Consider the following 19365-nt stretch of genomic DNA (forward strand, 5'->3'; position numbering starts at 1 on the left):
GCTGCCAAGCTCACACACGCGGCGGCCATATTATGATCTTCAGGTGGGGAGATAGAGATGGAAATGATTAATAAATCTCCGAAACGTCGTTCACGTATTCATGCAGGTGAGGCACGAGCCGCGTATATATTATTGATCCCTGCCTTCATTGGGCTGATCTTTTTAACGTATCTACCTCTTATTGGGGTGCTCGGGATCAGCTTAACGAATTGGACGGGACTTTCAGACCCCAAATTTGTTGGCTTCGAGAATTATATTAATCTATTTACCACTGATCCTTATATTAAAGATTCGATTATCGCTACGGTCTACTTTGCCGTCTTATCGGTAGTTGGAGGCATGATTTATTCACTTTTTATTGCGATGCTACTGAATCGTAAAATTCCGGCTAGAGGGTTTTTCCGGGCTGTGTTCTATGTACCGTACGTTTTGCCAGCAGCAGCAATATATGTAGGATGGTCCTGGTTATACGAAGCTAATTTTGGATTTTTTAACTTTATTCTCTCTGAGATGGGTTTGAACAAAGTTTCTTTTATCGCAGATTCCAGCTATGTCATTCCATCCCTATCCTTGATTTCGGTTTGGCTGTCAGGTAACTTAATTGTTATTTTCTTAGCTGGGCTGCAAAATGTTCCGGTCGTCTACCATGAAGCGGCTGAAATGGATGGTGCGAATGGATGGAAACGATTCTTGCATATCACTTTACCGTGCATGTCGCCCATTATCTTTTACAATTTGCTAATGAGCTTGATTGCCAATCTCCAAATTGTTACGCCGGCTCTTTCATTAACGAATGGCGGCCCGGGTAATTCTTCACGCTTTTTAACTTATCTGATGTATGATCAAGCTTTTGTAAATTATAAATTGGGGTATGCTTGTGCGACAACAGCCGTTATTTTTGTTATTCTTGCAGGCTTTACTGGTGTATTATTCAAAACCTCCAACCTATGGATCTTTAATGAAGGAGGCGATGACAAATGAGTGTAGCCTCATACGGAAGATTAAAGAGCAAAAAACTTAATAATCAATGGATGAACCTGATCTCGTTTGTCGTTGTTATTTTTTTTACTATACTCGTGCTCTTTCCAATCTGGTGGATATTTCGCACGTCGCTCATGTCGAATGCCGAGATATACCAATATCCGCCTTCACTGCTGCCAGGAAATTGGTTGTTTTCAAACTATGCAGAAACACTAGAGATCTTTAAGTTTTGGAAATATTTATGGAACACTATGATTATTATTGTACCCGCCTGTTTGGCAGGAACCTTTACAGCGACTTTATGCGGTTATGCCTTTGCAAGACTGCGTTTTCGGGGCAAAAAATTGATTTGGGCTCTTTGTGTCGGTTCGATGCTTCTACCTGCCATGGTTACACTTATTCCGCTATATATTGGGTGGACGAGAGGCTTAGGAATTCATGACAGCTATCTGCCGTTGATTTTGCCTTATTTCTGTGGTGGCGGGGCTTTTAATATCTTTTTGATTAGGCAGTTTATCATGTCTATTCCGAGAGAGCTTGATCAAGCAGCAACGATCGATGGCGCTGGATATTACCGCATTTTGTTCAGCATTATTATGCCGGCCATTAAATCTGCGATGATCGTCGTCGCATTATTTATCTTTATCGGTTTATGGAATGATCTACTTCAACAGATGATTTACATAAACTCAAGCGATAAGTATACGATAGCCTTGGGACTAACCGCCTTTAGAGGCCAACTAAAGCAGGACTGGTCGCTGACGATGGCGGCTACGTGTATGTCCTTTGCGCCGGGTGTCATTTTTTATCTGATTGGTCAAAAATATTTCGTAGAAGGAATCACGTTGACAGGACTGAAAAATTAGCTTCAATGTACACCCATCCGTTAAATTAAAGAGCCTCATCATTTTCTTGTATGCCACTTCAAGATAACACTGGTCATTGTATTGAAAACGAAAACCTGATGCACTTATCGATATCTTTGGCTCCGAAGCTGTATCATGAGTTCTATAAGGCGAACATGATAAAAAAGCAACTTATCTGCGGATAAGTTGCTTTTTGACGATACGTCATTCTTTAGCTAATTCGGCTCTTTTATTATTCAGAGCGGTTCTGCTCAATCATTAGGTTGTACCTCTTTACAAGCAGCTTGTTGAAAAAATAAAAACATAACCCGTTAAGGAATCCTATTACGGTTGAACTGAATGCCGAGATTAGATATCCTTCATTTTCTACATTTGAAACAAGGTTAATGACAATAATTGAAAGAATGAGACTGAAAGCAAAACCTCCCAAGGAGAAATATAACAAATTGAGTAGAAAAACTCCTCTTCGCTTTTTAATCAAGCTTTCAATAAAATCATTTAAATAGATAATAAGTAAAATACCATAAACTAATAATAGGGCAATAAGCCCATAGAAACCAGCAGGTGGTGGCTTATCCGCAAGAGCAAAAAAGATGACAGTCCAAAAAAAGAAGAATGTGAAGAAATTTATCGTTTTAATTTTTTTTAACAGCTTCAGGTCCATAACATTGGTAAACCTCGCTTTTTAGTTTTTTAACAAGAGAACTGTTTATTCTATTATTACCTGTCTATTTTATCAAAACAACATAATTATTTCTGAAATAGATTCATTTTTTTAAACATTTTCATGAATTTGCAAAATTAAGTGATGAATTAATTTCAGTTTATTCAAAACTTGTGTAAATATTGTAATTCTTTTCTGAAAAAATTGTAAATGTTTCAGAAAAAAATGGGAGTATAGTGTGATAGTACAAAAAACAGCTGACTGTATTTCTATTCTCCGCATCATTGGTTTTAGTATTCAGAGAGTATAGCTTTTCATTATTTTCAGGAAGGATTTGATTAATGATGAGTAAAAGTGATTTTTTTAGATTTGAGCGTAAAAATGATGATTTTCCATTCTACAGTGAACTGCAATCCCCTACCCCTACTCTAAATTTGAAAACCAGCCTAATATTTCTGATAGCTGTTGCTGCAGGTTTTGCATTGTTTCTTATTGGGTTTGGAGGTACTTATGGACATCCTTTTATAAATGTGATTTTCCCATTAGCAGCAGTTATCTTTGTTGCACGGAGTCAGTGGACATTACTTTTCAGAAAATTAGTTGCTAAAGATATTATATTAATTCTTGGGACGTACATTGTAAATCTTATTGTGACCTATGGTGTTGGTTTTATTATTACGAAATTATTTAATTTTAGTGCAAATCCAGTGAGTGAAGGATTCAATGGTAATTTTTCCGATACAATTACGACGTTCCTGACAATGCTCCCGATGCTGTTTGGAGAAGAATTAATAACGATCCTTCCATTCTTAGTCATTTTGTACTTAGGAGTAAAAAAACTTAAACTGAACAGAAAGTCTGCGATTATCTTAGCGTGGATTGTAGTATCCATTATTTTTGGCGCATACCATTTACCAACTTATAATTGGAATATTGCACAAGCCATTCTCGGTATCGGCATTGTACGGATTGTTCTGCTCTATCCATACATTAAGACTAAAAACATTTGGACATCGTTTATAGTGCATGTGCTAAATGACTGGACACTTTTTGGATTTGCTTTTATGGTTTCAATGCATCATTGATTAGCGAATTCCATGTAAAAATTGTAATCTTTTTCTGAAAATACTGTAAACCATCCGGGAAATGACGGGATTATAGTGTGATAGTAAGAAAATGACTAAAAGGAGATCTTCAAAAATGGAAACTCAAGTTAAAAAATTCACAACTAAAAAGCGGATGTCCGTACTTCTATTGTCAGCAGCACTGGCTGCAGTTGGCACAGCGGCGGCTTTACCCGTGTCTGTCGGATCAGTTCATGCTGCAGCCATTACTGCAACAATAACCTCCAGGGTGAATGTCCAGGTTAAAGGTAAAGCAATCGGGACTCAGGCTTTCCTAAGCCCATTAGGTAATACACTCATTCCGCTTAAAGACGCAGCGCAAGCATTAGGCGCAGCTGTTAAATACGATAACAAAAATCATAGTGTAGAGCTTATCCTGGGAGAGAATACTGTAAATTATTCATTGGATATCGACAGTGCACTTGTAAAGTTAAATGGAAGCGGTCTGGGACAAAGATATGAAGCTCAGGTAATCGGAGGAACTTCTTTTGTTGCAGTGCAAGCCTTGGTTGAACCTTTCGGATATTTGGCCCAATGGAACGGACAAACCCGTACTGTCAATATCACGAATGCAGGAATGAATGAACTGACTATAACTGCCGGTAAACTCCAGTCTTCTAATTCCCATAAGGATGTAACCATCAATATCGTATATCCAGTTGTATCGCAGCTTGCGAATCAAAATGCCGAAGCGGCAATTAATAAAGCGGTGAAAGCTCAGGCACAGAAGTTTCTAGATGCCTCGGAAAAACAACTGGCTAAGTCTGGTGCTCCAGCGGAAGGAGCGACATACGATTTCGAACTGGCCTACAAGGTGACTTACAATCAAAATGGAGTGATTAGCTTCCTGCTTACCAATTATCAATACCTCGGCGGAGCTCATGGAGGCGGCTCACAAACAGGTCTTACTTACTCTCTGCAGGATGGTACGACAATGAAGCTGGGAGATTTGCTGAAATCCAACAGCAATTACAGTCAGGTTATTAAGAAATCACTTCAAGAACAAGTCCAAAAAGGTACTGAGTCTTCTATCTACTCTATTGACCTGTTCAATAAGTTAACTAAAGATTCTAATGCATACCTGGATAACTTCTACTTGACTAATGCAGGATTCACTGTGTTTTTTGTTCCAGGTGATATAGCAGAAAGTGTTGTAGGCAGTCCTGAATTCAAATTCACATGGGCTCAGTTCCTTTCGAATAATGCGGATCCGTTCGCTGCTTATTAGGTCGGTTTTTGACTTCAATCGTTTTTTTTCATCGTTACTTTATCACAAAAGAGTTTTTTTAAAAGCAACTTGCCAACTGGGAAGTTGCTTTTTTTTGTTGAGTTAAGTAGGGGGGACTAAATGATTGCCTAGCATTCAAAATTGACCATGTACCGGAAACTTGCGGAGCCGCGACCACTCCTGCTGCAGTTTTTTAATAGGAATGGAAATGAGAGGGGCTATTCCGGGGAGATTTATATAAATTCAAAGATAAAATCCTATATGAGATAGAAACAATCCTTTTTGCGGTAGTTGCTAGCCAACATGTCTTATAGACTAGTTAATGCAAGGAGTCCCGTATAATTTTTGAACGAGGACTTTGCATATTCAGTCAAAAGAAGGAGAGAAAATTCATATTATGAACACAGTAACACAGATAAACAACAGCAAAGACAAGCAGACGGATTTTATTCTCAACGGTAATCTATGGAATATTATGGTCCAGTTATCATGGCCCGCTATCATCGCAATGGTCCTCTATGGCTTAAATGCGGTTATCGCCGCTGTATTTGTGGGAAGGTTTGTCGGAGAGGAAGCACTGGCTGGGGTTTCGGTAGCTTATCCTTTAACCCAGATCAGCTTGGGACTGGGCTCCTTGATTGGGGTGGGTGCCGGTTCTGCTTTAAGTTTAGCCCTCGGCAGGCAGGACAAAGAAATGCAGAAGCGTTTGATGGGGAATGTTAATTATCTGTCCATCCTTGTAACGCTTATCTATATGGTATTGGGTTTGCTTTTCTCTACACAGCTGGTGCGAATCATGGGAGGAGAAGGGGAAACTCTGGCTCTTGGCGACAGCTATTTTAGAATTACGGTGATTGGTTCATTTTTCTGGATTTATGGACTGGCTGCCAACATGATTGTACGTGCCGAAGGGAAAATGAAATCGGCAGCCGTGGTAATGGGCATTGGACTGGCAGTTGATGTATTGTCCAATTATATTCTGGTAGCCTGGCTGAATTTTGGAGTAGAGGGTGCTGCCTGGGCTACAAATATCGGGATGCTGGTCTACACCTTGCTGGGATGGATTTATTTTGGCAAAGGATTTGCCTCATTCCGAACGAATGTCTTCGCAATCTATCGGGATGCTGCCACAATCAAATCCATAATTGGTCTGGGAATGTCCTCTTTCATTATGAACTTTATGAATCTGGTACAGGCTGTTGTAGTATTTAATGCACTCTCGAGATACGGGACTACAGCAGATATTGCATTTTATGGAGTGGTTTTTCGTGTATTCACCTTCCTGTTGACGCCGATATTCGGATTAATGCGCGCCTTGCAGCCAGTCATCGGCATAAATTTTGGAGCAGAACAGTATGAGCGCGCCATCAAAGCCTATAAAATATTCACCCTCGTTTCCATGCTGCTGACTTTGCCTTTCTGGATAATTTCTATGATCTCGCCGGCTTCCATTCTGGGGCTAATGCTGCCGGATCAAATCTTTAAGACCAGCGAAATGTTATATTTCCGGTTGAACATGGCGGTTCTGCCGTTATTGTCGCTCATTTTTATGGCCATGACCTTTTTCCCTGCGATTAATAAAGGGAAGCCGGCAGCCGTTATCGGCATCACCAGACAACTTGTTTTTTATGTGCCAGTGATGCTTGTTTTGCCAAGATGGTTAGGCGTCTCCGGAGTATATTGGGGTTCGCTTGTAATTGATTCTGTGGTTGTAGTGTGGACGGTAATCCTGGTAACTAAGGAATTCACCCGGCTCAGAGCTAAATCCAAGCTAGCCAGGACTTACAATATGTGAAGGCAAGATGCTGGAACTTCTGCTTTGCCTGGATGGCCGATTTAATAGATATACCCTAAAAGAGCCTTGGAATTATAAAGGCTCTTTTTTGTGCTACTGGTTGACATTATAAACAAAAAGAAAGTATGATATTTTAAATCGTAATAATTACGAATAAATACAATGTAGAAGATGAATTGATTTGTGGATAACGAATGGTCACAAGCGGACTCTATCGTTCCTCACGAGGACTTCGAACGGTAATTAGAGCAGGTTGAACTGGATTCAGAAAGGATCTTTTGGATTTCTTGAAAATAACCATTTTAAAGGAGCTTCAATAAATAATGAATAAAAGCAGCACCAATCAACGTCTACCCAGAGCAAAAGGGATTGATATGGGTACCTATTATACACCCAAAGAATGTGCCAAAAAGGTTAGACATCTGATCCTACCCGATATGAATCGAAAGATTGTCGAAGAATTCATCACAATCTTAGGTATGAGGGAAAGATTTGAAGAGCATCGAGTTCCCATTCCCAATAAAGTGGTTATGTATGGTCCACCGGGCACAGGGAAAACACTGACGGCATTTTATATGGCTCAAATGCTGGAGCTTCCACTTATCCTAGTTCGACTTGATGCAATTATTCACAGCCATTTGGGCGAGACTGGAAGTAATATCCGGAAAATATTTGAGTATGCCAAAGCATCTCCTTGTGTTCTTTTCCTGGATGAGTTTGATGCCATTGCAAGAACACGGGAGAGTAATGACGAGGTTAAAGAAATGGCTCGTGCGGTGAATACACTGCTGCAATGTCTCGATGATTTTGGTGACAATAGCATTTTTGTAGCAGCGACGAACCTAGAAAATGAACTGGATAGAGCTATTTGGCGAAGGTTTGATACAAAAATGATTTATGCTAACCCGGATGAATCAAGTAGGCGTCAATATGTCGAACTGTTAATTAATGACTTTGAAAGTGAAGCTGGGCTGCTGGAGGAAACATGCGAACGTCTTTCCGGTTGCAGTTTTGCTGATATTGAACAAATTGTCCTGAAAGCGAAACGTAAGGCGATCATAGAGCATTGTCTGCTAAAAAGTGAGCATATTGTTCTTTCTTATGAAGAATACAATCCTTCCTTGAACTAATTGTGGGATTATAAATACAGGAAATTGTAATTGGAACAATTCAACGAAAAAAAAGAACCCAAGCGACGGAATTTTTAATCGCTTGGGTTCTTTTTAAATTCATCAACTGATATTAGGTGTAGATTCTCTTAGGATGAGTTTGGTATAAATATGAGAAACCTGATAGGGTTGCTTCGGATCATGAATTCGGGAAAGTAGCATTTCAGCTGCTTTGACACCCATCTGATTACTATAAATATGAACAGTGGTGAGATGGGGTTCTACAATGCTTGATTCAGGACCATTATCAAAACCACAAATGACGAGGTCATTAGGAATGGAAAGCATATTTTTGAGTGACTTCATAAAGGTAACCGCAATATAATCGTTAGCACACACGAAAGCAGAAGGAAGCTGATTGATTTGGCTTAGCTTAGCATCTGCCCACTCCGGACTCGAAAAAAATAGTCGATCGTCATCGAGAATACATTGTGAGAGATCGAGATGAATCCCAGATTCTATCAATGCGCGATTAAAGCCCACCCATCTTTCATTAAAACTCCTACAGTGATTATAGTCCCCGATGAACCCCAGTGATGTGTAACCGCCATCAATTAACTTTTTTGTGAGTTGATATGTGCTGTGTTCGTTTTCCATGAGAAGTACATCTGCTTGGAATTCAGGGTAGCAGATATCGGCAGAGCAGTCGATGAAAATAGTTGGAATGCCTAGACTTGTAATCAGCTTACTATATTCGGAATTGAACAACTCAATACAAATAATTCCGTCTACATTGGCGACATCAAAATTATTTGGAAGAGACAAGGACTCCTGATCAATGTCTCTTATAATGTGCATGGATAAATTATATCCTTCTGCACTGATTCGTTTCTCCATGCCACTGATCAGTTTCGATCCAAAGTGGGAAGTGTTAGGTAAGTTTTCTGTTAATAAAGCGATATTTCCAGAGTTTCTTGGTTGAACACTCTCGGTGTCCATAAAAGCAAATTGTTTATATTTTAACTCTATCGCTTTCTTTATAACCTTGTTTCTAGTTTCATCAGGTATACCATTCGTTCCATTTAAGGCTTTGGAAGCTGTATTTCTGGAGATTCCTAAAGCATCCGCGATGTCTTGTATGGTTACTTTTTCCCTGGCCATCTATGTAATTCACCTCTATATTCTTGTTCTTAACCTTCGCCACAAATAGTGTACTGTTTGGCATGATTCCAACTCTCTTTAATGTATATTAGTTTACTCAAAATAGCAATATGATATTTACAAATGCACAATTTAGTTTACATTTTATCAGCGGATAAATGTGCAAAAAAGGTATTATTATTTTCATCTTCATGAGAATATGTTGACTTTAAAGTATATAATCCTATTTAAATTGGCTGTATTTGTAATTATGTAAAATTATATGCATCATTTATGAACATAATGCTTTGTCATATGCACATAAATAATTTTACAAAATGTATTGACGAACGATTAAGTGTTTGGTAAATTGTAAAAGCAGCAGGACATAAGCCAATTGAAAGCCCTTACTGCATCAAGATATAAACATTGATAAGAACGGAGGTAAAGGCATTGCAAAACCTAATAGAAGCTGAACACAGAACAATGGTGACCAAACATAAGAGCTCCTTACTAGACTATCTAAAGAAATACTACTTTCTTTATATTTTGCTCGCACCAGCTGTGATCCTGACCCTGATTTTTAAATACGGTCCTATGTATGGTGCGATTATCGCCTTTAAAGATTTCAGCCCAATCAAAGGGATTATGGGGAGTGAATGGGTAGGCTTGTACAACTTCGAGAAATTCCTGTCATCCCCCAACTTCGAAGTTATCTTTATGAATACGCTTAAGTTAAGTTTTTTTGGATTAATTCTGAGTTTTCCAATTCCAATCCTGCTTGCGTTGATGTTAAATCAAATTCGCCGTGCAGGCGTCAAAAAGAACATTCAGTTGTTCTTGTATGCACCTAACTTTATTTCTGTTGTCGTTGTGGTCGGGATGTTGTTTATCTTCTTGTCCCCAACGGGACCGATTAACCAGTTTTTTACCTGGCTTACAGGTGAACCAATCATGTTCATGTCTCGTCCGGAGTACTTCCGTTCGATCTACATTCTTTCTGATATTTGGACCGGAGCCGGTTGGGCATCCATTATTTATGTAGCAGCACTTGCTAATGTCGATCCTGAGTTACATAATGCAGCCAATCTTGACGGCGCTAATCTTCTACAAAGAATACGCCATATCGATTTGCCAACCATTCGTCCAATTATGGCTATCGTATTTATCCTTGCAGCTGGTGGGATTATGTCCATTGGTTTCGAAAAAGCCTATCTCATGCAAACGGCGATGAACTTGCCAACCTCAGAAATCATTCCGACTTACGTTTATAAAATTGGTTTGCAGTCGGGCGATTATGCCTATTCAGCCGCAGTAGGGTTGTTTAACTCTATCATCAACATCGTCTTGCTCGTCACCGTTAACTTCACCGTGAAGAAACTGAATGAGGGCGAAGGTCTTTACTAAGAAAGGAGCAACAAGCTATGCCCATTAAACATTCCGGATTAGATCGCTTTATCGTCGTGCTGAACGCGATCTTCCTGACACTGGCCGTACTTATCATTGTACTTCCTTTGATTTATGTAGTGATTGCATCTTTTATGGATCCATCAGTTCTGCTCAGTAAAGGATTATCATTCAACCTTTCGGACTGGTCATTAGAAGGGTATATAAAAATTCTTTCTAATCCGGCCATGATCCGAGGTTTTGGTAACTCTGTTTTATACTCTGTTTCATTTGCTATGCTTACCGTTCTCGTCTCAATCTGTGCAGGGTACGCACTGTCTGATGACAGGCTCAAAGGAAAAGGATTCTTCATGACCTTGTTTATTATCACCATGTTCTTTGGGGGTGGGCTTATACCTACATACCTGCTCGTTAAGAATCTTGGTCTGCTTGATACAGTATGGGCGGTGATCATTCCAGGAGCAGTCAATGTATGGAACATCATTCTCTCTAGAACTTTCTTCAAAGGAGTACCGAATGAAATGAAGGAAGCCGCTAATGTCGACGGAGCTTCGGAGATGCGGATTTTCTTCAGTGTCGTATTACCGCTCTCCAAACCGATTGTTTTCGTGCTCGCTCTTTATGCTTTTGTGGGCCAGTGGAATTCCTACTTTGACGCCATGATCTATTTAGATAATCCGAATCTTCATCCACTGCAGCTCGTGTTGCGGTCCATCTTGATCCAGAATCAGGTAGATCCGGGCATGATCAGCGATCAACTCGCCATGGCGGAAATGAAACGATTGTCTGAAATCATCAAGTACGCTGCCATTGTTGTTTCCAGTTTGCCACTTATTGTTATGTATCCGTTCTTCCAGAAGTACTTTGAAAAAGGTGTTATGGTCGGTTCCCTTAAGTAGGAAACAGGCTGCACATAGATAAAGATTAATTCATTCATATCTAATTTGGAGGTCATACCCTATGAAAAGAATTAAGAAATCAAGAGTATCAACGAAAGTAGCTTCTGCATCTGTACTTGCTTCGTTTATGTTCCTTACTGCATGCGGTGGCGGAGGAGGAGGGGGAAGTGCAGCTAGTAAAGAACAGGACGCCAGCGGTAAAGTAACTTTGAACTTTATTACGCAAAGCTCTCCACTTGCACCCGTTGATCCAAATGAAAAACTGATTAATAAGCGTCTTGAAGAAAAGACGAATGTTCATATTAATTGGAAGAATTTCACGAAAGACGTATTTGTTGAAAAAAGAAACTTGGCTGTGGCAAGCGGCGATCTTCCTGATGCAATTTTTAATGCGGACTATAGCGACTATGAGCTGCTCAAGCTTGCTAAAGATGGTGCCATTATTCCGCTGAATGAGCTTATCGAGAACAATATGCCCAACTTCAAAAAGGTGCTGGAAGAAGCACCGGAATACAAGAGTATGATTACGGCACCAGACGGTAATATTTATGCCTTTCCGTGGATCGAAGAGCTGGGCAATGGCAAAGAAAGAATCCAGGCGGTAGACAGTATGCCTTGGATCAATGTGGAATGGCTTGAGAAGCTGGGCCTTGATATGCCTACAACAACAGAAGAATTAAAAGAAGTATTAATTGCCTTCAAGACAAAAGATCCAAATGGCAATGGTAAGGCTGACGAAATTCCTTTGTCCTTTATTAACAAGCCTGGAGCAGAAGATCTGGTTTTCCTATTTGCTTCATTCGGATTGGGGGAGAACCCCGACCACGCGGTTGTAAGCAATGATGGGAAGGTAATATTTACGGCGGCACAAGATGATTACAAAGAAGCCGTTTCTTTTATTAACGAGCTGTATAAAGAAGGACTCATTGATATTGAAGCCTATACTCAGGACTGGAGTACTTACCTTGCAAAAGGAAAGGATCAGAGATACGGACTTTACTTCTCATGGGATAAAGCTAACATCACTGGAGCAAATGACATTTACGAGGTTATGCCTCCACTTGCTGGACCAGATGGTGAAGTTAACGTAACAAGAACGAACGCGCTTGGTTTGGGCAGAGGTAAGATGGTTGTTACTAGCGCCAATAAGAACTTAGAAACGACAGCGAAATGGGTTGATCAACTCTACGATCCGATTCAATCTGTACAGAACAACTGGGGAACGTATGGAGACGATAAACAGCAAAATATCTTCGAATTTGATAAAGAAAAAGAAATGCTGAAGCATTTGCCGCTGGAGGGTGCAGCTCCTGTAGAACTACGTGAGAAAACAAGTGTCGGTGGACCCTTAGCTATCCTTGATTCCTATTATGGCAAATACACAACCATGCCGGATGATGCCAAAGGCAGAATGGATATTATCAAGAACATCATGGCGCCAAAAATGAAAGCAGAAAACGTAATGCCGAGTGTATTCCATTCTATTCAAGAGCTTGATCGCCTTACGACAATTGAGACGGATCTGTTTGCCTACGTGCTTAGAATGCGTACTGAATGGTACCAAAATGGTAAAGTCGAAGCGCAGTGGGATGAATATTTGAAAGAATTGGACCGTCTGGGCCTGCAAGAATGGCTTGAAATTAAACAAGGCGGCTATGACAGAGCAAGCAAATAATAAACTATAAATAATATACGGTAAAGACCGTGTTCGGGAGTAAAGGAGAAAACAATAATGTCTACGATTGCGAAACAAAATTACCGCGGAGTGTATCATTTTTCCCCTAAGGAAAAGTGGATGAACGATCCAAACGGAATGGTTTATTTTGAGGGTGAATATCATTTGTTCTTCCAGCACCATCCAGGTGGAATGACTATGGGCGCTATGCACTGGGGCCATGCGGTCAGCAAGGATCTGGTTACATGGGAGGAGCTGCCTATCGCTCTTGCTCCAGATGAGTTAGGTATGATTTTTTCCGGCAGTGCCGTAGTTGACTGGAATAATACGACTGGATTTTTTGAAGATAAACCAGGTCTAGTAGCGATTTTTACACACCATTTGGATATGCCGGAAGGCAAGCCAGCCATTCAGCGTCAAAGCTTGGCTTATAGTAAGGATAATGGAAGAACCTGGACGAAATATGATGGAAACCCGGTGCTTGAACATGATACATTCATTGATTTCCGTGACCCGAAAGTATTTTGGAATAAAGATACTAATCAATGGGTGATGATTGTAGCTTGTGGTCAAACGGTGTGTCTATATCATTCTCCTGATCTGATGAACTGGACATTTGCCAGTGAATTCGGAGCAGGAATCGGTTCTCATGACGGGGTATGGGAATGCCCGGACTTGTTCCCGCTGGCCATTGATGGCGATCCTTCGAACACGAAATGGGTGATGCTAGTGAGCATCGGTGCGGATCCCGCTTTTGTGGAAGGATCAAGAACACAGTATTTTACAGGGGATTTTGATGGAGAAGTGTTCACGCCAGATGAAGATTCGATAAAAGTTCGCTGGCTTGATTATGGAAGAGATAACTATGCAGGTGTAAGTTGGTCCGATATACCGGCGGAAGATGGAAGAAGGCTATTTATCGGCTGGATGAGCAACTGGATGTATGCTAACAAGACGCCAGCAGAAGAATTCCGTGGCGCGATGACAATTGCAAGAGAACTTCAGCTCGAATCAAGACAAGGGGGAACCTTTCTTGTGCAGAAGCCGGTACAAGAGTTGGAATCAGCTCGTGTACAAGTCCTTTCTATAAAAAATGCAACGGTGCAAGAAATCAATACTCTTCTTAAAGAGATTCAATTGGAATCTTATGAGATTATAGCTGAGTTCGCTCGGGATAAATCTGTAGGTTTCAAGGTAAGAATTGGTGCGGATGAACAAACAGTGATCGGTATCAACGGTGAGACAGAGGAACTTTATGTAGACCGGAAGGCTTCGGGCCAGCATGATTTCCATGAACATTTCGTAGGACATCATTCAGCCAAACTCGCAGCGCTTGATGAGTCAAATGATCTCCGTATTTATGTGGATCGCTCTTCCGTTGAGGCGTTTAGTAATAGAGGCCAGGCAGTGATTACGGATCTTATATTCCCTGGACTAGAATCTAAAGGTATTGCTGTGTTTGCAGATAATGAGAATGACTTGCTGATTTCCCTGGATATCTATGAGCTTACTCTCTCTGCTGAGCAAGACAAGAATTAGTCACCGAGAGGAGTCTTGTATATGCGTATAGGAGCGATTGAAGCTGGCGGAACGAAGTTTATATGTGGCATCGGGAATGAAAATGGGATCATTGAAGATCAGATCAGTTTCCCGACAGAACATCCTGAGTTGACGTTGCCCAAAGTTATTCAATATTTTCAAGACAAACCAGTAGAAGCTATCGGAATTGGATCGTTTGGTCCAATCGATATACGCCCAGATAGCCCGACGTATGGTTACGTTACAACAACACCAAAACCAGGTTGGGGAAATTACGATATGCTGGGCACTTTGAAAAGAAACTTTTTGGTTCCCTTTGGCTGGGACACGGACGTCAATGCAGCGGCATTTGGTGAAGCCAAATGGGGCGCAGCCCAAGGGTTATCCAGCTGTTTGTACTATACAGTTGGCACAGGTGTTGGTGTGGGAGTGTATTCAGAAGGCAAACTTATTCATGGTCTTGTGCATCCTGAAGGGGGTCATGTTCTTACAAGACGCCATCCTGAAGATGAATTCCCAGGGGGATGTCCCTATCATGGGGACTGCCTAGAAGGGATGGCGGCAGGTCCTGCTATTGAAGCAAGGTGGGGGAAGAAGGGACATGAACTTCCTATAGATCACCTTGCATGGGAAATGGAAGCATTTTATATTGCGCAGTCGATTACGGGTGCTATATTGCTTAACTCTCCTCAGAAAATCATTCTGGGTGGTGGTGTTATGCAGCAGTCACAATTGTTTCCACTTATTCGGCAGGCCGTGCTACAGAACCTGAACGGTTATGTCAGCTCAAGTACTATTTTGGAACACATAGATGAGTATATCGTTCCACCAGGACTAGGCCAACAGGCAGGATTATATGGTGCTCTCGCTCTTGGACTCACAGCACTGGAAAGTCAGATTTCTGCTCAATTGTAAAAGAATATAGAGAGGAGGTCAGTGCAATGAATTGGCCTCCTTCTTATTTTACAATAAAAGAAATGATTGATGATAGAAAAAGAGGGTGAAGAGGATGGTTAATAAGGGAAAAGTAGTTTTATCCTTTCTCATGGCAACAGGATTTGTTATGACTTCCGCAGGCATATATGTAGCCAATCCCGGTATGGGTTGGGCTGCGCCCGCTGATCAGGAGGTAAGTAAACAAGCTAAGGAGGGGCTTTCTATTTTTGAAAGCGTAACCAAAACAAACACAAACTTGACAGGTTGGCAAATAAAAGGAAAAGGTAAGTTGGCGGATACTGTGGAAGGGATTTTACTGACTTCCGATCCACAAGAAAATGTAATGGCAATCTCCGAAACGGTGTCAGAGGATTTTATCTATGAAGCTGATGTCATGATCAAGGATATGCAAGCGGACGCGACCTTATTGTTCCGTTCTAATGAAGATGGCTGGGGTTCCTACATGCTCCAAATTGTTCCGAATGCAGGTATGATCCGCTTACGAGACGCAAGTGATGGTGAAGGGAAATTAAAAGAGGAGCGGAAGGTTACTATTAAGGCAGGAGAGATCTATCATCTCAAGGTGAAAGCAGAGGGTTCATCACTGAAAGTATATTGGGACAACGAATATAAACCTTTGATTGAGGTTCAGGATGATGCGTATCGTACTGGTAAGCTGGGACTCAATGTATGGAATGGTTCTGTTTTGTTCCAAAATATTTTCGTGAGTGACCTGAAAGGAAATTTGGGTGCTGTGGTTACAAATAAAGGACAATGGCAGCCTAATATCAACGGCAAGAAAGGAATGGTAGTAAACCAGAGTAAGTCACAGCAAATTTATAATAAACAAGCTGCTGATTTTGTATATGAAGGAAATCTATCTCTTCGTCCTGATTCTGTTGCAGCGCTCGCCTTTCGTTCATCGGCTGATGGAACAAAGGGATATGAAGCAGCCCTGACAAAGGAAGGAAATCAGGTTCGTGTAAGTCTGACGAAAGCTAGCGGAACAACGATTGCAAGTTCACAGCATACCTATCCAAGTCAGGCCGGAGCAAAACATCATGTAGAGATAAAGGCGAAGGGAAACAGAATTCAGGTCTTTCTAGACGGATACACCCCGGCCGCAATCGATCTAACAGATAAAACCTATACCGATGGATATGCAGGAATCGTTGTTAAACAGGGAACAGCTTACTTCCAGGATACCTATGTGACGGAAGCCAGCAATTATTATAGTGAAAAATATCGTCCTCAATACCACTATACGCCAATTCGTGGTTCTGCCAGTGATCCGAACGGACTTGTCTACTTCGAAGGTGAATATCATCTATTCCATCAGGACGGAGGCACTTGGGCACATTCTGTCAGTAAGGATATGCTGAACTGGAAGCGGCTTCCGATTGCGCTGCCGTGGAATGATCATGGGCATGTCTGGTCTGGATCAGCTGTGGCAGATTTGACGAATGCATCAGGTTTGTTCGGGGATTCAGGAGGTAAAGGTCTAATTGCCTACTACACTTCCTATAATCCCGATGGCCCGAATGGGAATCAGCGTATCGGTCTTGCATACAGCAAGGACCAAGGTCGTACTTGGGAATATTCCAAGACGCGTCCAATGGTTATCGGAAATCCAGGCGATAATGGAGGGGAGCCGGGAGGCTGGGATTTCCGTGATCCGAAAGTGATTCGTGATAATGACAATAACAGGTGGGTAATGGTTGTATCCGGTGGAGATCATATTCGTTTCTTTACTTCAACAAATCTACTTGATTGGACCCTAACAGATAGTTGGGGATACGGGGACTATGTTCGCGGCGGTGTATGGGAATGTCCGGATTTGCTTCAGCTTTCGGTAGACGGAACATCACAGAAGAAATGGGTTCTGATGATTAGTACAGGAGCGAATTCAAAAACAGGCGGATCAGATGCTGAATATTTTGTGGGTCATTTAACAGCGGAAGGTAAATTCGTTAATGATAATCCGGCAGGGAAAGTATTGCGAACAGATTTTGGAAAAGAATTCTACGCTTCAATGTTTTTTTCGAACATGCCAGATCATCGCAGCGTAATGATGGCGTGGATGACAAACTGGGACTATCCGTTTGCTTTTCCAATAAGCCATTGGAAAGGCGTACTGTCAATCCCAAGAGAAGTCTCATTAGTAACGACAAAAAATGGGATTCAGCTCGCTCAAAGTCCGATCAAGGAGTTGGAATCGCTGCGTAGTCAGCTGTATTCTACTGCTAACAAAGAGGTGAGTCCTTCTTCTCAGAATCTATTGAAAGGGGTTACCTCTGGTGCATACGAGATTGAAGCTGAAGTAGAAATTCCAGCAGGTAGTCAGGTTAGTGAATTTGGCTTTAACGTTCGTGTAGGGGGAAGTCAAAAAACGGTTGTTGGATATAAACCTGGTGAGGGTCGGATTTTCGTGGATCGGTCTGCATCTGGTTTGACGGATTTTTCGAGTCTATTTAGTACAAGACATGAAGCGGCAATGCAAACGGAGAACAAGCGAGTTAAGCTGCGTATCCTTGTAGATGAGTCTTCTATTGAGGTTTTTGGCAACAACGGTAAAGTTGTTTTCTCTGACGTCATCTTTCCGGATCCAGCCAGCAGAGCTTTGAGTTTTTACACCAAAGGAGGCAACGTAAAAGTCGTATCTCTGAAGGTGAATCAGTTAGGCTCTGTATGGAATCAGGAGACGGGCTCAGCTACCAAGATAATGATGGATACAACTGATCGCGAACTGAGCAAGGGGCAAAGCGACATACTTTTGGCGATGGTAGAGAATGGTACCGGTAATGGGGCACAGCCGCTTAAATGGAATTCCAGTAACAAGGATGTTGTTGAACTAAACGTGGTGGATAACTCCCAGGCAACCCTTGTAGCTAAAAAAGAAGGCGAGTCTATCATTACTGTCTCTACTCCAAATGGGAAGACATCGGCTAGCTTATTAGTTAAGGTATCTGGGGGTAAATTTCATACGAACTTAAGTGGGTGGACTAAAGATCTATCTGCAGCCTCCTGGGTCATTGGTGAAAATGGGATTCATGGAAATTACTGGAGTGACGCGAATTATATCGCAGAGAAGCAGGCAGGAGATTTTACTTATGAAGCAGAGATGATGTTAGGGAAATCCGGAGGAGCAGGCTCTTTGTTGTTCCGTGCCAGCGAAGATGGACGCAGCGGATACTACTTAAATCTGGATCCGAATATGAAGTCCATCCGTCTGTTTTATAAAATCGACGGCCGTTTTGAAGAGCGTCAGATTCTAGCAAAAGTTCCGACGTTCATTCAGCCGGGTCAAACCTACAAAGTGAAAATCGAAGCGAAGGGCCCGCATATCGTGGTTTATGTGGATGGGCAGAAAGTGATCGACCTCCAGGACGGCGTATTTGCAGAAGGCCGCTTTGGACTACATGTATTTGGCGGAAATGTTTCATATCAAAACGTTAACGTGAGCGGAGAAACACCTGCCGATTTAACCACTTCCAGTCTAGTAAATGCAGAACTAGAGAAATCCCTTTATACAGCAAATCTCGCAAATGGTGAAGCTGTTACACTGAAGGATGCGAATGATTTTACGGATCAGAAGTGGGTATTCGTGCCGACGGGGGACGATGCAGGTTCCTATTCTATTCGTACAACAGCCGGTCAGGCGCTTGATCTAGACACAGGGCAAAATAAAATTCAGTTATACCCTTATCTCGGATATAACAATCAGCGTTGGATTTTTCACAAAAATGATGATGGGACCGTAAGTATTATTTCTGCTCATCATAAGAAAGCGATGGAAGTATCAGCGGATGGGTCGACACTGTCCCTTAGCGAGCTTGATCCTACTCTTGATCGACAAAAATGGGTAATTACCAATTAACCTGAGGATGATAGAAGCAATGGAAGGGGGAATAGCGTGTCTAAAAAGCAACTTGTCTGCGGATGAGTTGCTTTTTGTTTTGGCTGCATTTTATGTATTGACGGATATTGGAAATGTAAGTAGAA

14 protein-coding genes are annotated in these 19365 nt (G+C 41.5%); 12 read left to right on the top strand and 2 right to left on the bottom strand.

The window, feature by feature from the left end; translation table 11 throughout:
* Positions 1 to 63 precede the first annotated feature (63 nt).
* Together MHH89_RS29145 and MHH89_RS29150 are read left to right on the top strand one after the other, a co-directional pair.
* The gene (locus MHH89_RS29145) at positions 64 to 981 is read left to right on the top strand and encodes a carbohydrate ABC transporter permease (RefSeq protein ID WP_248547752.1); all 918 of its coding nucleotides are present in this window, start codon (positions 64 to 66) and stop codon (positions 979 to 981) included.
* Entirely contained in the window at positions 978 to 1847 is an 870-nt protein-coding gene (locus MHH89_RS29150) for a carbohydrate ABC transporter permease (protein WP_312148710.1), read from the top strand. Before MHH89_RS29145 ends, MHH89_RS29150 begins: the two co-directional genes overlap by 4 nt.
* A gap of 232 nt (positions 1848 to 2079) precedes the next feature.
* Here the strand turns inward: MHH89_RS29150 and MHH89_RS29155 are convergent, their stop codons facing one another.
* A complete protein-coding gene (locus MHH89_RS29155) occupies positions 2080 to 2511 on the bottom strand; it encodes a hypothetical protein (RefSeq protein ID WP_076276588.1) in 432 nt (143 codons plus the stop codon).
* Positions 2512 to 2852: 341 nt separating this feature from the next.
* Between MHH89_RS29155 and MHH89_RS29160 the strand changes: the two genes are divergently transcribed.
* From MHH89_RS29160 to MHH89_RS29175, 4 genes are all read left to right on the top strand, one after another.
* On the top strand, positions 2853 to 3596 hold the full coding sequence (locus MHH89_RS29160) for a CPBP family intramembrane glutamic endopeptidase (RefSeq protein ID WP_076279554.1): 744 nt from the start codon (positions 2853 to 2855) through the stop codon (positions 3594 to 3596).
* Positions 3597 to 3711: 115 nt separating this feature from the next.
* Entirely contained in the window at positions 3712 to 4863 is a 1152-nt protein-coding gene (locus MHH89_RS29165) for a PdaC/SigV domain-containing protein (RefSeq protein WP_341088683.1), read from the top strand.
* 397 nt (positions 4864 to 5260) lie between these two features.
* Positions 5261 to 6658, top strand: a complete 1398-nt coding sequence (locus tag MHH89_RS29170; protein ID WP_076125308.1) for an MATE family efflux transporter — start codon at positions 5261 to 5263, stop codon at positions 6656 to 6658.
* Positions 6659 to 6981: 323 nt separating this feature from the next.
* Positions 6982 to 7788, top strand: a complete 807-nt coding sequence (locus tag MHH89_RS29175; protein ID WP_179086319.1) for an AAA family ATPase — start codon at positions 6982 to 6984, stop codon at positions 7786 to 7788.
* Between the two features lie 102 nt (positions 7789 to 7890).
* Here MHH89_RS29175 and MHH89_RS29180 read toward each other — a convergent pair whose 3' ends face one another.
* On the bottom strand, positions 7891 to 8928 hold the full coding sequence (locus MHH89_RS29180) for a LacI family DNA-binding transcriptional regulator (RefSeq protein WP_076279555.1): 1038 nt from the start codon (positions 8926 to 8928) through the stop codon (positions 7891 to 7893).
* A 465-nt stretch (positions 8929 to 9393) separates the two neighbouring features.
* Here MHH89_RS29180 and MHH89_RS29185 point away from each other — a divergent pair, with 465 nt between their 5' ends.
* The 6 genes from MHH89_RS29185 (at position 9394) to MHH89_RS29210 (ending at position 19240) form a co-directional block, all read left to right on the top strand.
* Positions 9394 to 10314, top strand: a complete 921-nt coding sequence (locus tag MHH89_RS29185; protein WP_076185370.1) for an ABC transporter permease — start codon at positions 9394 to 9396, stop codon at positions 10312 to 10314.
* Positions 10315 to 10331: 17 nt separating this feature from the next.
* Positions 10332 to 11213, top strand: a complete 882-nt coding sequence (locus tag MHH89_RS29190) for a carbohydrate ABC transporter permease (protein WP_036675818.1) — start codon at positions 10332 to 10334, stop codon at positions 11211 to 11213.
* Positions 11214 to 11274: 61 nt separating this feature from the next.
* Positions 11275 to 12888, top strand: a complete 1614-nt coding sequence (locus MHH89_RS29195; RefSeq protein ID WP_076193509.1) for an ABC transporter substrate-binding protein — start codon at positions 11275 to 11277, stop codon at positions 12886 to 12888.
* A gap of 57 nt (positions 12889 to 12945) precedes the next feature.
* Positions 12946 to 14427 (top strand): glycoside hydrolase family 32 protein, encoded by a 1482-nt coding sequence (locus tag MHH89_RS29200; protein WP_341088684.1) that lies wholly within the window; start codon positions 12946 to 12948, stop codon positions 14425 to 14427.
* 21 nt (positions 14428 to 14448) lie between these two features.
* Positions 14449 to 15342, top strand: a complete 894-nt coding sequence (locus tag MHH89_RS29205; RefSeq protein WP_341088685.1) for an ROK family protein — start codon at positions 14449 to 14451, stop codon at positions 15340 to 15342.
* Between the two features lie 94 nt (positions 15343 to 15436).
* Positions 15437 to 19240 (top strand): GH32 C-terminal domain-containing protein, encoded by a 3804-nt coding sequence (locus tag MHH89_RS29210; protein ID WP_076309641.1) that lies wholly within the window; start codon positions 15437 to 15439, stop codon positions 19238 to 19240.
* Positions 19241 to 19365 lie beyond the last annotated feature (125 nt).

The sequence above is a fragment of the Paenibacillus sp. FSL H7-0323 genome, assembly GCF_038002725.1.
GTDB lineage: Bacteria > Bacillota > Bacilli > Paenibacillales > Paenibacillaceae > Paenibacillus_AQ > Paenibacillus_AQ odorifer.